Below are 13,658 nucleotides of genomic sequence, written 5' to 3'. Positions count from 1 at the left end.
TGTGAAACGAGCCGAAGCCGCGCACCGGCGCGTCTGGCGGCGCTACATGAAGGACAACAGCGCCCCCGTCCTCAACTCCACCCAGGCGACGCTCCTGGACGGACGGATCGCTCGGCAGGCGCTGGGAGAGGCCTTCCTCAAGCTGGACCCGCGCCGGCTGGTCCGCAATCCGGTGATGTTCGTCACCGCCGTCGTGGCCCTGCTCACCACCCTGATCTTCGTCCGCGACCTCGTCACAGGGGGCAGCGCCCTCGCCTCCCGCGAGATTGCCTCCTGGCTGCTGCTGACCGGCGGAGATCCCTCCATCACCGGCCAGATCGCGGCCTGGCTCTGGTTCACCGTGCTGTTCGCCAACTTCGCCGAAGCCGTGGCGGAAGGGCGCGGCAAGGCGCAGGCCGCCAGCCTGCGCCGGACCCGGACGGAGACCACGGCCAGGCGTGCGACCACGGCGGACGGCGCCTTCTGGGAAGAGGTTCCGGCCACGGCCCTGCGCGCCGGCGACCTCGTGGTGGTGGAGGCCGGCGACACCATTCCCGGCGACGGGGAGGTGGTGGAAGGGATCGCCACCGTGAACGAGAGCGCCATCACCGGGGAGTCCGCTCCCGTGATCCGGGAATCGGGCGGCGACCGTTCCGCCGTCACCGGCGGTACGGTGGTGGTCTCCGACCGCATCGTCGTGCGCATCACCGCGAACCCGGGGGAGAGCTTCCTCGACCGCATGATCGCGCTGGTCGAAGGCGCCAAGCGGCAGAAGACACCCAACGAGATCGCCCTGACCATCCTGCTGGTCGGCATGACCATCATCTTCCTGCTGGTGACGGTCACGCTGCAAGGGTTCGCCGGCTATTCCGGCTTCCTGATCCCGGTCGTCTTCCTGATCGCGCTGCTGGTCACGCTGATCCCGACCACCATCGGCGGGCTGCTGTCCGCCATCGGCATCGCCGGCATGGACCGGCTGGTGAAGTTCAATGTCATCGCCAAGTCCGGCCGGGCGGTGGAGGCGGCCGGCGACGTGGGCGTGCTGCTGCTGGACAAGACCGGAACCATCACCCTGGGTAACCGCCAGGCGACGGAGTTCCTGCCGCTCGGCGGGGTGCATGAGCGGGAGCTGGGCGAAGCGGCCCTGCTCGCCTCGCTGGCCGACGACACGGCGGAGGGCCGCTCCATCGTGGCGCTCGCCCGCCAGAAGTTCCGCTTCTCCGCGGATTCCTTCGATCCGCGGGGTCTGGATTTCATCCCCTTCACCGCCCAGACGCGGATGAGCGGGGTGAACATCGGTCCGCGGTGCATCCGCAAAGGAGCGGTGGACACCATGCGGGCCTGGGTGGAGGCGCAGTCTTCCATCGGTTACGCACCGGGCCGTGAACTGGCCCAGCGGGTGGAACAGGTCGCCCGGTCCGGCGGCACGCCGCTGGTGGTGGCGGACGGCGCCCGTGTGCTGGGCGTCGTCCACCTGAAGGACATCGTGAAGCCCGGAATCCGCGAGCGGTTCACCACCCTGCGGGAGATGGGCATCCGTACCGTGATGATCACCGGCGACAACCCGCTGACCGCCGCCGCCATCGCGGCGGAGGCCGGGGTGGACGATTTCCTGGCGGAAGCCACCCCGGAGAAGAAGCTGGAGCTGATCCGGCAGTATCAGGCGGAAGGCAGGTTGGTCGCCATGTGCGGCGACGGGTCGAACGACGCTCCCGCCCTGGCCCAGGCCGATGTCGGTGTCGCCATGAACACCGGCACCCAGGCCGCGCGGGAAGCCGGCAACATGGTCGATCTGGACAGCGATCCCACCAAGCTCATCGAGATCGTCATGATCGGCAAGCAGCTCCTGATGAGCCGCGGAGCGCTGACCACCTTCTCCATCGCCAACGACGTGGCGAAGTACTTCGCCATCATTCCGGCCCTGTTCGTCGCGGCCTACCCGCCGCTCCAGGCGCTCAACATCATGGGGCTGGAAAGCCCGGCCAGCGCCATCCTGTCGGCCATCATCTTCAACGCCCTGGTGATCCTGTTCCTGATCCCGCTGGCGCTGAGGGGTGTCGCCTACCGCCCGGCCCCGGCAGCCACCCTGCTGGCGCGCAACCTCGCCCTCTACGGCGTGGGCGGCCTCGTCGTGCCGTTCCTCGGCATCAAGGCGATCGACCTCGCCATCACCAGCCTCGGCCTCGTCTGAGGAGAGAGACAATGCTGACGCATCTGCGCCCCGCCCTGACCATGATCCTGGCCCTGACCGTGCTGACGGGGCTGGCCTATCCGCTGGCCGTCACCGCCGTCGCCCGCCTGGCCTTTCCCGAGCAGGCGGCGGGCAGCCTGATCCACCGTGCCGATGGTACGGTGCTGGGCTCCGCCCTGATCGGTCAGACCTTCACCCGGCCGGAATACTTCTGGTCGCGGCCCTCGGCGGCCGGCGACGGCTATGACGCCGCCAACTCCTCCGGCACGAATCTCGGGCCGTCCAACACCGCCCTCGTCGCCGCCGTGCAGGCACGGGTGGAGGCGCTCAAGGCAGCCAATCCGGACGCCGTCGGGCCGGTCCCTGTCGATCTGGTGACCGCGAGCGCCAGCGGCCTCGATCCGCACATCTCTCCCGCCGCCGCCCTCTGGCAGGCGCCGCGGGTGGCGGCCGCGCGCGGGCTGGAGACCGGCCGGGTCGTGGAGCTGATCCGGCAGGCGACGGAAGGCCGCGTCTTCGGCTTCCTGGGCGAGCCGTCCGTCAACGTGCTAAAGCTCAACCTCGCGCTGGATGCCCAGGCGCCGACGCCCCGCCAGCCGGAACCCGGCCATCCGGAACCCGGCCGTCCGGAGGTCCGATGACGGTGTCGCGGGCGGAACCCGGTTCCGCCCGCCTTTTCTTTCCCCGAGAAGATGCATGGCCAGACCTGAGGACCAGGACCGCCCGTCCCCCGATGCCCTGCTGGAGCACGCCCGGCGGGAGCAGCGCGGCAAGCTGAAGATCTTCCTGGGCGCCGCCCCCGGCGTCGGCAAGACCTACGCCATGCTGGAGGCGGCCCAGTCCGCCCGGCGGGATGGCGTCGCTCTGGTCGTCGGCATCGTCGAGACACATGGCCGGGCGGAGACCGAGCGGCTGGTCCACGGCCTGGAGGTCGTGCCGCGCAGCCGCATCGACTATCGTGGCCGCTCCTTCGAGGAGATGGACCTGGACGCCATCCTGGTCCGGCGGCCGGCGCTGGTCCTGGTGGACGAACTGGCCCACACCAACATTCCCGGCAGCCGGCACCTCAAGCGATGGCAGGACGTCGAAGAGCTGCTCGCGGCCGGCATCGATGTCTGGTCCACCCTCAACGTCCAGCATCTCGACAGCCTGAACGACGTCATCGAGCGCATCGCCGGGATCAAGGTGCGCGAGACGGTGCCCGACAGCGTCCTGCGCGGGGCGGACGAGATCGAGATGATCGACCTGCCGCCGCAGGAGCTGCGCAAGCGCCTGGGGGAAGGAAAGGTCTATGTGCCGGCGCAGGCCCGCATGGCGGTGGAGAAGTTCTTCTCCGTCGGCAATCTGACGGCGCTGCGCGAGATGGCGCTGCGGCAGGCGGCGGAGCGGGTCGATGCCCAGATGCTCTCCTACATGCGCCGCAACGGCATCGCCGGCCCCTGGCCGACCCGCGACCGCATCCTGGTCGCCATCGGGCCGGAGCCGAACGCGGCGACCCTGGTGCGGTCGGCCCGGCGCATGGCGGACCGCCGGCAGGCGCCCTGGACCGTCGCCTATGTCGAGACACACCGACACCAGACCCTGTCCGAAACCAGGAAGGCCCATGTCACGGAGGCGCTGCGGCTGGCGCATCAGCTCGGGGGCGAGACGGTGGTCCTGCCGGGCGACGACATCGCCGGAGAACTGATCGGCTGGGCCCGGGCCAACAACGTCAGTCAGATCGTGCTGGGGCGCAGCCGCCAGCGCCGCCGCTTCGGCCTGACATCGACGGACGACATGCTGAAGCGGGCCACGGCCTACGACCTGCTTCTGGTCGGCGGAACGGAGGAGAAACCGGAACCGTCGGGGCAGGGGGCGGCAGGACAGGCGCTCGCGGGGCCGGCCGGATCGGACCGGCGGGGCTGGCGGGCCTATGCCTGGGCGGGAGTGGCGCTGATCCTGGCCACGGCCCTGTCCTGGGGTGTCTTCAGCGTTCTGCCGGTGGCCAATGTCAGTCTCGTGTATCTGCTCGCCGTGCTCCTGATCGCCACGCGGTTCGGGCTGGTCCCGTCCATCGTCACGGCGGTCCTGGCGTTCTTCGCCTTCAACTTCTTCTTCACCGAACCCCGGCAGACCTTCCTGGTCAACACCTCGGAGGACCTGCTGACCATCGGGTTCTTCCTGGTTGCTGCCGTGTTCACCGGCCATCTGGCGTCCCGGCTGCGCGCCCAGATCGAGCTGTCCCGGACCAGTCAGCGGCGGACCGCCAACCTCTACGACTTCGCCCGCAAGGTCGCCTCCGCCGCCAGCGAGGACGACGTGCTCTGGGCCGTGGTGCATCACGTGGCGGCGACGCTGAAGGCAAAGGCGCTCGTGCTGTTGCCGCTGGACGGTGAGCTTGCGATCCGCGCGGGCTATCCGCCGGAGGACAGGCTGGACCAGCGGGCCGCCGCCGCGGCCCAATGGGCCTGGAGCAACGGCGAGCGGGCCGGGCGCGGGTCCGACACGCTGCCCGCTTCCGAATGGCTGTTCCTGCCGCTCAAGACCCAGCGCGGCACCGTCGGCGTGCTGGGCGTGCAGGGGTACGAGGGCGGCAGCCGCCTCTCTGCCGATCAGGCCCGGCTGCTGGACGCGCTGGTCGACCAGGCGGCCCTGGTCCTGGAACGCACCCAGCTCGTCCGGGACATCGAGGCGGCCCAGATCGCCGGCGAAAAGGAGCAGCTCCGCGCCGCCCTGCTGTCCTCCCTCTCGCACGATCTGCGCACGCCGCTGGTCTCCATCCTGGGATCGGCCAGCAGCCTGCTGACCCTGGAGCACGAGCTGGACGACGATGCGCGGCGCGAACTCGCCCGCACCATCCAGGAGGAGGCGGAGCGGATGAACCGCTTCGTGCAGAACCTGCTGGACATGACGAAGCTCGGCAGCGGCGGGCTGAAGCCGAAGACGGACTGGACCGACCTCGCGGACATCGTCGGCCGGGCGCTGGCGCGGGCGAAGCCGTTGCTGAAGGGCCGGCGCATCAAGGTGGATCTGGCCCCGGATCTGCCCTTGCTCCAGCTCGACCCCGTCCTGATGGAGCAGGTCCTCTTCAACCTGCTGGACAATGCCGCCAGATACAGTCCGGCGCAGGGCGCCATCACGGTATGGGCACGGCGGCGGGGTGACAGGGTGGTGGCCGAGGTGTGTGACCAGGGTCCCGGCATCCCGGTGGCGGACCGGGACCGGGTGTTCGACATGTTCTACCGCGTGGCCGGGGGTGACCAGCAGACGGCAGGCACCGGCCTCGGGCTCGCCATCGCCAAGGGCATCGTGGAGGCGCACGGCGGCAGCATCGGCGTGCTGGACGGCATGCATGGCGTGGGCGCCTGCCTTGTCCTGCGCCTGCCCGTGCCGGAGGAGGCACCGCCGGCGCCGGCCGAGATGTCGGCAGAAGTGGCCGTAGCGGTGCCGGCGGGAGGTGGGCCTGCATGAGCCGCATCCTCGTGGTCGATGACGAGGCACAGATCAGGCGCTTCCTGCGCATCAGCCTCGCCGCCAACGGACACGCGGTCCTGGAGGCGGAGACGGGAGCGGAGGCCGTGGCCCTGGTGCGGGCCGAAGCGCCCGACCTCGTGATCCTGGATCTCGGCCTGCCCGACATGGACGGGCAGGAGGTGGTCAGCGCCATCCGGGAGATCGGCCGGGTTCCGATCCTGGTGCTCTCGGTCAGGACGGGGGAGACCGACAAGGTGGAGGCGCTCGACCGCGGGGCGGAGGACTATGTCGCCAAACCCTTCGGCATCGCCGAACTGATGGCGCGGGTCCGGGTGGCGCTGCGCCGTGCGCCGCAGGATCCCCGGCCGGCCGTCGTCGTCGCGGGTGGCGTCATGATCGATCTGGACCGCCGCGTCGTCGAACGCGACGGAGGTGAGGTCCGCCTGTCGCGGCGCGAGCAGGACCTGCTGTTCGTCCTGGCCCGCAGTGCCGACCATGTGCTGACGCACCAGCAGATTCTGCGGGAAGTCTGGGGACCCGCGCATGTCGAGGACACGGCCTATCTGCGGGTCTATGTCAACCAGCTCCGCCAGAAGCTGGAGCCTGATCCGGGGCAGCCCGCCCTGATCGTCACCGAACCGGGCGTCGGCTACCGGCTGCGGACCGACGGCACCTAGAAAGCCGCGTCCCATGCTCTTTGCGGCCGGCGCGGTCTCCCGCCGTCAGCTCAGGGACTGGGCGAAGCCGCTCTCGCTGCGATAAGTCGGCTGTCGGGAAGAAGTCTTCCCGCCGCCAGCTTCCGTCTCCGGCTGTCCGGTCCCCGCCCCTGACGGGACGGGGGTGTCGGCCGCGACCGTGCCTGTAGAGGAGGCCGTACCGGCCGGAGAGCTTCCGTCGGGTGACCTCAGCCGGGCCCGGAACTGCTCTTCTGCGACGTCGGCGGGGGATTCGTTGCCCAGGGTTCCCGGCCGGTCGCGGCTGTCCGCCATCATGCTCCCCTCCATGGTCTTCCGGGCATCGGCCCGGGGTCGTGCCTGGAAAACAGGAACAGGGCGTGCCCGTCACGCTCGGAACCTGTCCGGTCAGGGGCCGGGGGCGAGCGCGAAGTCCACGGCCGCCGCACAGTGAATCTCCGTCGTGTCGAAGACGGGCAGGGGGCTGTCCTCCTGGCGGATCAGCAGGCCGATCTCGGTGCAGCCCAGGATCACGCCGTCCGCCCCTTCCGCCCGCATCCGCTCGATCACGGCCCGGTAGGCGGCGCGGCTGTCCTCGCGGATTTCGCCCCGGCACAGCTCCTCGTAGATGATCCGGTGGATGGTGGTGCGGTCCTCGGGACCCGGCACCAGCGGCTCCAGCCCGTGGCGGTGCAGCCGCTCGGCATAGAACGGGTGCTCCATGGTGTAGCGGGTCGCCAGCAGCAGGGGACGGCGGACTCCGGCCTTGCGGCAGGCTGCGGCGGTCGTGTCGGCGATGTGTATCAGCGGCAGGCCTGCCGCCTCCTCCACCGCCGCGGCCATCAGGTGCATGGTGTTGGTGCAGATCAGCAGCGCCTCGGCCCCGCCGGCCCGCAGATGGCGGCCGGCATCGACCATCCGCTCCGTCAGCACGCTCCAGCGCCCCTCCGCCTGGAGGGCGGCGATCTCCGCGAAGTCCACGGACAGCAGCAGCAGGCGGGCCGAATGCAGCCCGCCCAGCCGGTCCCGCACCATGCCGTTCAGCAGGCGGTAATAGACGGCCGTGCTCTCCCAGCTCATGCCGCCGATCAGGCCCAGGGTACGCATGCAAGGCTCCTTTCCGCGCATCCGGGCGCGGGTCTGTGGTCATCCGCGCCCGGGCGGGTCCGCGGCATGCGCGCCCGTGCCGGACAGCAGCCTTGCGGCGGCCCGGCCCGGCGCGGTATCGGGGACGCTATCAGTCCTTGAGGGGTTCCGCCAATGCGCCCGCGCCAGATCGCCCTTGCCGCTCTCCTGCCCGTCCTGCTGACGGCCTGCATGGCTCCCCCGGCCCGGCGGGAGGCGCAGGGCGCCACCGACGGCCATCAGGCCTGTCTCGCCCAGTGCAACCGCGAGGCCGATGTCTGCTTCGACCAGCGATCGGCGCAGGACGGCAACACGACCTACGGCATGGGCGCCACCTGCCAGGCCGAGATGAAGTCGTGCCTGAACCGCTGCGGCGGGCGCTGACCGGGGTCGCTCCCGACCGGAAAGGATCGCCCTTTTTCGGCCGCGATCGGTTGCCTACATTGCGGCCATGATGCCCAGGTTCCTCTCCCCCCTCGGCCGCGGCGGTGTCGCGCTCGCACTCCTCCTCGCGGCAAGCTTCGTTCCCGCTCCGGCCTCGGCGCAGCGCGCGGTCCCGGACAACCGGGAACAGATCCAGCTCTCCTTCGCGCCCGTCGTGAAGCAGGTGATCCCGGCGGTGGTGAACATCTACACCACCCGCACGGTGCGCCAGCGGGTCTCGCCCCTGTTCGACGATCCGCTGTTCCGCCGCTTCTTCGGCGATGCCCTCGGCGGCGTCCCGCGGGAGCGCATGGAGGCGTCGCTCGGTTCCGGCGTCATCGTCAGCGCCGACGGGCTGATCATCACCAACGCGCACGTCATCCAGGACAGCGACCAGATCCAGGTCGTCCTGGCCGACCGGCGGGAGTTCCCGGCCAAGCTGGTCAGCCAGGACGAGCGGGTGGACCTCGCCGTGCTGCGGATCGACACCAAGGGCGAACGGCTGCCCTTCCTGCAGCTCCGGGACTCCGACGATCTGGAGGTCGGTGACCTCGTGCTCGCCATCGGCAACCCGTTCGGCGTCGGCCAGACGGTGACCAGCGGCATCGTCTCCGCCGTGGCCCGCACGGCGGTCGGCGTGTCGGACTACAACTTCTTCATCCAGACCGATGCGGCCATCAATCCGGGTAATTCGGGCGGTGCCCTGGTCACCATGGACGGCCGGCTGGTCGGCATCAATTCGGCGATCTATTCCCGCAACGGCGGCTCCATCGGCATCGGCTTCGCCATCCCCTCCAACATGGTCCGCACCGTGATCGACGCGGTGGCCGCCGGCGGCAAGCTGGTCCGGCCCTGGATCGGGGCCGACGGGCAGGCGGTCACCGCCGACCTCGCGGCCGGACTCAATCTCGCGCGGCCCGGTGGCGTCCTGATCAACCAGGTCCGGCCGGGTGGCCCGGCCGACAAGGCGGGGCTGCGCCGCGGCGACGTCATCACCGGCGTGAACGGGCGCGAGGTGGACGGTCCCGACGCCCTGCGTTACCGCATCGCCACCCTGCCGATCGGCGGCAAGGCGACGCTGACCGTGCTGCGCGGCGGCAAGGAACAGCAGCTCACGCTCGGGCTGATCGCCCCGCCGGAGGACCCGCCGCGGGAGGTGACGACCCTGCAGGGCCGGAACCCGCTGGCCGGGGCGGAGGTCGGCAACCTGAACCCCGCCCTGATCGAGGAGATCGGTTTCTCCGGCGCACAGGAGGGCGTGGTGGTGCTCCAGGTCGCCCGTGGCTCGCCCGCGGCCATGACGGGGCTGCGTCCGGGCGACGTGATCCTGCGGATCAACGGCACGGCCATTGAGCGGGTGCGCGATCTGTCGGCCGAACTGGCCCGCCGGGCGCGGGCCTGGACCATCGACGTGCAGCGCGGCGATCAGGTCCTGACCACCACCATCGGCGGCTGACGCAATGGCGTTTGCCGCCCGCGGGCGGGGCGGGCATGCTGGGGCCCGGCTGCCTTCCGCCGCCCGGTGAGGATCATGTCGGGTACGTTGTTCGAGGATCAGGCTCCCCGCCCCCTGGCCGACCGGCTGCGGCCGCGCCGGCTGGAGGAGGTCGTGGGGCAGGAGCATCTGCTGGCCCCCGAGGGGCCCGTCGGCCGGCAGGTCAAGGCGCGGCGCCTCACCTCCATGATCCTCTGGGGGCCGCCTGGCTGCGGCAAGACCACCATCGCCCGGCTTCTGGCCCAGTCCACCGACCTGCATTTCGAGCCGCTGTCCGCCGTCTTCTCCGGCGTGGCCGACCTGCGCAAGGTGTTCGAGGCGGCCAAGGCGCGGCGGGCGATGGGGCAGGGGACCCTGCTGTTCATCGATGAGATCCACCGCTTCAACCGCTCCCAGCAGGACGGTTTCCTGCCCTATGTCGAGGACGGCACCGTCACCCTGGTCGGGGCCACGACGGAGAATCCCAGCTTCGAGCTGAACGCCGCACTCCTGTCCCGCGCCCAGGTCTTCGTCCTGAACCGGCTGGACGAGGCGGCGCTGGAGAAGCTGCTGCAACGCGCGGAGGCGGAGACGGGCCGCCCCCTGCCGCTGGACGAGGATGCACGGCTGGCGCTGAAGGCCATGGCGGACGGCGACGGCCGCTACTGCCTGAACCTGTGCGAGGAGCTGTTCCAGCTTCCCGACGGCACGGCGCTGGACACGACGGGGCTGACGGCGGCGGTGCAGCGGCGGATGCCGCTCTACGACAAGGCGCAGGAAGGCCACTACAACCTGATCTCGGCGCTGCACAAGTCGCTGCGCGGCTCCGACACGGATGCGGCGCTCTACTGGTTCGCCCGCATGCTGGCGGGCGGGGAGGACCCCCGCTACATCGCCCGCCGGCTCTGCCGCTTCGCGGTGGAGGATGTCGGGCTTGCCGATCCGCAGGCGCTGACCCAGGCCATCGCCGCCTGGGAAGCCTATGAGCGGCTGGGCAGCCCGGAGGGCGACCTCGCCATCGCCCAGCTCGTCATCTATCTGGGCACGGCGCCCAAGTCGAACGCCGCCTACAAGGCCCATGGCGCGGCCCTGCGCGCGGCGCGGGAGACGGGCAGCCTGATGCCGCCCATGCACATCCTGAACGCCCCGACCAAGCTGATGAAGCAGCTCGGCTACGGGCACGGCTACGCCTACGACCACGATACGGCGGATGGCTTCAGCGGGCAGAACTACTTCCCCGACGGGATGGAGCGGCAGGTCTTCTACAACCCCGTCGAACGCGGCTTCGAGCGGGAGATCCGCAAGCGCCTGGACTACTGGGCCCGGCTGCGGACGGAACGGCAGGGACAGGGCTGAGGGGGGAAGGCCTGCTGTCCCGGCCGGGGGTGATGTGCGGAAGCCACACCCCGTCGCCACTTTCATCGCTGTAACATTTTCGTCATCGCTCCGTCGCGGATCGGGAGTAACCGGGCCGCCAACGGCGGGGCGGCCCGTCCACGTCCGCGTTCGGGGCAAAGGGCATCCCCCGGACGTGCGGCCGCCCGCCTTGCAGGCCTGGATGTCCAGCCGCCTGAACCGACTGATGAGGACCCAAGTGCAGCTCAAGCATGCTCTGAACGCCGGGCTTTCCGCCCTGGCGCTGCTCGTGCCGGCCGGTGTCGCGGCCCAGACCGCCCAGCCGGCGGAACCGGCCCTGGAGGAGATCATCGTCACCGCGCAGCGGCGCAGCGAGAACCTCCAGGAGGTGCCGGTGTCCGTGGCGGCCATCTCCGGCGACACCTTCCGCGACTATCTGGCCGGCGGCGGTGACGTGCTGGCGCTGTCGGGCCGCGTGCCGGGCCTCTATGCGGAGACCTCGACCGGCCGCATCTTCCCGCGCTTCTACATCCGCGGCCTGGGCAACAACGATTTCTACCTGGGCGCCTCGCAGCCCGTCTCCATCATCATCGACGATGTGGTGATGGAGAACGTGGTGCTGAAAAGCTCGCCGCTGTTCGACACGCAGCAGGTCGAGGTGATGCGCGGGCCGCAGGGCACCCTGTTCGGCCGCAACACCACGGCCGGCATCATCAAGTTCGACTCGATCGCCCCGAGCCATGAGACCCAGGGGCGCGGCACCGTCACCTACGGCACCTTCGGCACGGTGACGGCCGATGCCGGTGTCGGCGGCTCGCTGATCGACGGCGTGCTCGCCATCCGCGCCTCCGCCATGGTGCAGCACCGCGGCGACTGGGTGGACAACACGGCCGACGGCACCAAGCTGGGCGGCTACGACGACAAGGCCGCCCGCGTCCAGTTCCTGCTGACCCCGGGCGAGGACACCGACGTCCTGCTGAACGTTCACGGCCGCGATCTCGACGCCACCTCCACCCTGTTCCGCGGCTACGCCCTGACCAAGGGCAGCCACAAGCTGAACGGCAACTACGACAAGGACAAGGTCGCCTACAACGACGGCGACGCCAACGACCAGTCCTATGAGGGCTGGGGCAGCTCGCTGAAGGTCGATCACGACTTCGGCAATGTCGTCCTGACCTCGATCACCGCCTACGAGACGACGAACGGCTACAGCCGCGGCGACACCGACGGCACCGCCGGCAACTTCGCCGAGTCCCAGGGCAACATCGACGATCTGGACCAGTGGACGCAGGAGCTGCGCCTCGCCAGCGACACGACGGGCCCGCTCAACTGGCAGGTCGGCGGCTTCTACTTCGATTCCGACGAGCAGCTCACCTTCCGTCCGTACAATTTCTTCGAGACGGGCGGCGCCAGCGGCTTCGTCACGCTGGGCAACGAGAACAGGTCCTGGGCCCTGTTCGGTCAGGCCGGCTACCGGATCACCGACGACCTGAAGCTCACCGGCGGCCTGCGCTGGACCGAGGACAAGAAGGAGATGAACGTCCTGCGCGCCCTGCAGGCCGGCACCTTCACCAGCGTGGAGGACGGCCGCCGGATCACGCAGGCGTCCTACACCGGCATCCGCCATGTCGAGCTGAAGGACGACGAGCTGAGCTGGGACGCCAGCGCCTTCTACGACCTGACCGACGAGGTGTCGGTGTTCGGCCGCATCGCCCGCGGCTTCCGCGGCCCGACCATCCAGGGCCGCACGGTCTCCTTCAACGGCGCCCCGACGACCGCCACCTCGGAGACGATCCTCTCCTACGAGGCCGGCCTGAAGAGCAGCCTGCTGGACGACCGGCTGCGCCTGAACGGCGCCGTCTACACCTACACGGTCAACGACATCCAGCTCACCGCCTTCGACGGCAACGGCACCGCCCGTCTGCTGAACGCGGACAAGGGCGTCGCCTACGGCCTTGAGGTGGATGCCGAAGCCTTCCTGACGCCGGACTTCATCATCACCGCCGGCCTGACCTACACCGATACCGAGATCAAGGACGATCAGGTCACCACGTCGATCTGCTCGGGCGGCGTCTGCACGGTGAAGGACCCGCTGGTGAACGGCCGCGCGAAGATCGACGGCAACCCGTTCCCGAACGCGCCGGAATACATCCTCAGCCTGACCGCCCGGTACAACATGCCGCTGGCCGACGGCAGCAACCTGTTCCTGTTCACCGACTGGAACATGACCGGCCGCACGAACTTCGTGCTGTACGAGTCGGAGGAGTTCTACAGCAAGGGCGACTTCGAGGGCGGGCTGAAGATCGGCTACGAGAATCCGGACCGGACCTACGAGGTGGCCCTGTTCGGCCGCAACATCACCAACGAGAAGAACGTCAAGGGCGTGATCGAGAACTATCTCGCCGCCGTCGTGAACGATCCGATGACCGTCGGCATCTCGTTCACGGCCAGGCTGCCGTAAGGCGGCAAGGACCCGCATCCGTCAGGACGGCCCCGATGTCCGCATCGGGGCCGTTCCTGTTCGCGGGAGGGCCGCTCAGTTCGCGCGGTCCAGCAGGGTGGGCTTGCCGGGCAGGGTGGAGGAGATGCTCTCCTGCACCCGCAGCTTCCGCTCCCCGGGCGAATAGCGGGGCGGGGGTGGGGGTTCCTCATAGATCTGCCGCAGCCGCTCGAACTCCGCCTTGTGGAATTCGTACTGCTCCTGGAAGTCGGGCGTCGGCCGCCGCCGGCCGATGATGACAATCTCCTCCGGCGGCTCCTCTGCCGCGTTGGAGCCCGCGTCCTGCGGGGGGCCGGCCGGCGGCGGCGTGCCCTGTGCCCGGGCGGGGCCGGGCAGAAGGAAAAAGGCGGCCATCGCCGCGCCTGCCGTCCAGTATCCGATCCGCATGTCCGACCGTCCCGGCCAAACCGTTGGGACCCCGAGCATAGCCGAACGATCGGGGCGAGGGCAGGGCGGGTCCCCGCCATCTTTGCTGGCGGTCCG

The 13,658-nt window shown here is 70.0% G+C and carries 10 protein-coding genes; 8 read left to right on the top strand and 2 right to left on the bottom strand.

Features of this window, described 5'->3' with window-relative positions; translation table 11 throughout:
• The first annotated feature begins 46 nt into the window (after positions 1 to 46).
• Genes kdpB through RC1_RS02040 form a run of 4 tightly spaced genes read left to right on the top strand, consistent with a single transcriptional unit; the run spans position 47 to position 6,300 of the window.
• On the top strand, positions 47 to 2,170 hold the full coding sequence (gene kdpB / locus RC1_RS02055; RefSeq protein WP_148213517.1) for a potassium-transporting ATPase subunit KdpB: 2,124 nt from the start codon (positions 47 to 49) through the stop codon (positions 2,168 to 2,170).
• 11 nt (positions 2,171 to 2,181) lie between these two features.
• The gene (gene kdpC / locus RC1_RS02050; RefSeq protein WP_012565665.1) at positions 2,182 to 2,811 is read left to right on the top strand and encodes a potassium-transporting ATPase subunit KdpC; all 630 of its coding nucleotides are present in this window, start codon (positions 2,182 to 2,184) and stop codon (positions 2,809 to 2,811) included.
• A gap of 55 nt (positions 2,812 to 2,866) precedes the next feature.
• The gene (locus RC1_RS02045; protein WP_012565664.1) at positions 2,867 to 5,620 is read left to right on the top strand and encodes a sensor histidine kinase; all 2,754 of its coding nucleotides are present in this window, start codon (positions 2,867 to 2,869) and stop codon (positions 5,618 to 5,620) included.
• On the top strand, positions 5,617 to 6,300 hold the full coding sequence (locus RC1_RS02040) for a response regulator (RefSeq protein WP_012565663.1): 684 nt from the start codon (positions 5,617 to 5,619) through the stop codon (positions 6,298 to 6,300). Before RC1_RS02045 ends, RC1_RS02040 begins: the two co-directional genes overlap by 4 nt.
• A gap of 405 nt (positions 6,301 to 6,705) precedes the next feature.
• Here the strand turns inward: RC1_RS02040 and RC1_RS02035 are convergent, their stop codons facing one another.
• The gene (locus tag RC1_RS02035) at positions 6,706 to 7,404 is read right to left on the bottom strand and encodes an aspartate/glutamate racemase family protein (protein ID WP_012565662.1); all 699 of its coding nucleotides are present in this window, start codon (positions 7,402 to 7,404) and stop codon (positions 6,706 to 6,708) included.
• Between the two features lie 153 nt (positions 7,405 to 7,557).
• Here RC1_RS02035 and RC1_RS02030 point away from each other — a divergent pair, with 153 nt between their 5' ends.
• The 4 genes from RC1_RS02030 (at position 7,558) to RC1_RS02015 (ending at position 13,136) form a co-directional block, all read left to right on the top strand.
• Positions 7,558 to 7,806, top strand: coding sequence for a hypothetical protein (locus RC1_RS02030; RefSeq protein ID WP_012565661.1), 249 nt, complete (start codon positions 7,558 to 7,560; stop codon positions 7,804 to 7,806).
• Between the two features lie 67 nt (positions 7,807 to 7,873).
• Positions 7,874 to 9,301 (top strand): DegQ family serine endoprotease, encoded by a 1,428-nt coding sequence (locus RC1_RS02025; RefSeq protein WP_012565660.1) that lies wholly within the window; start codon positions 7,874 to 7,876, stop codon positions 9,299 to 9,301.
• A 75-nt stretch (positions 9,302 to 9,376) separates the two neighbouring features.
• Positions 9,377 to 10,675, top strand: coding sequence for a replication-associated recombination protein A (locus RC1_RS02020; protein ID WP_012565659.1), 1,299 nt, complete (start codon positions 9,377 to 9,379; stop codon positions 10,673 to 10,675).
• A 226-nt stretch (positions 10,676 to 10,901) separates the two neighbouring features.
• On the top strand, positions 10,902 to 13,136 hold the full coding sequence (locus RC1_RS02015; RefSeq protein WP_041785862.1) for a TonB-dependent receptor: 2,235 nt from the start codon (positions 10,902 to 10,904) through the stop codon (positions 13,134 to 13,136).
• A gap of 75 nt (positions 13,137 to 13,211) precedes the next feature.
• Here the strand turns inward: RC1_RS02015 and RC1_RS02010 are convergent, their stop codons facing one another.
• On the bottom strand, positions 13,212 to 13,529 hold the full coding sequence (locus tag RC1_RS02010) for a hypothetical protein (protein ID WP_012565656.1): 318 nt from the start codon (positions 13,527 to 13,529) through the stop codon (positions 13,212 to 13,214).
• Positions 13,530 to 13,658: the final 129 nt, after the last annotated feature.

It is taken from the genome of Rhodospirillum centenum SW, from assembly GCF_000016185.1.
GTDB lineage: Bacteria > Pseudomonadota > Alphaproteobacteria > Azospirillales > Azospirillaceae > Rhodocista > Rhodocista centena.
Note: the sequence above shows the minus strand (reverse complement) of the source record. Positions and strands in the feature narration are given on the sequence as shown.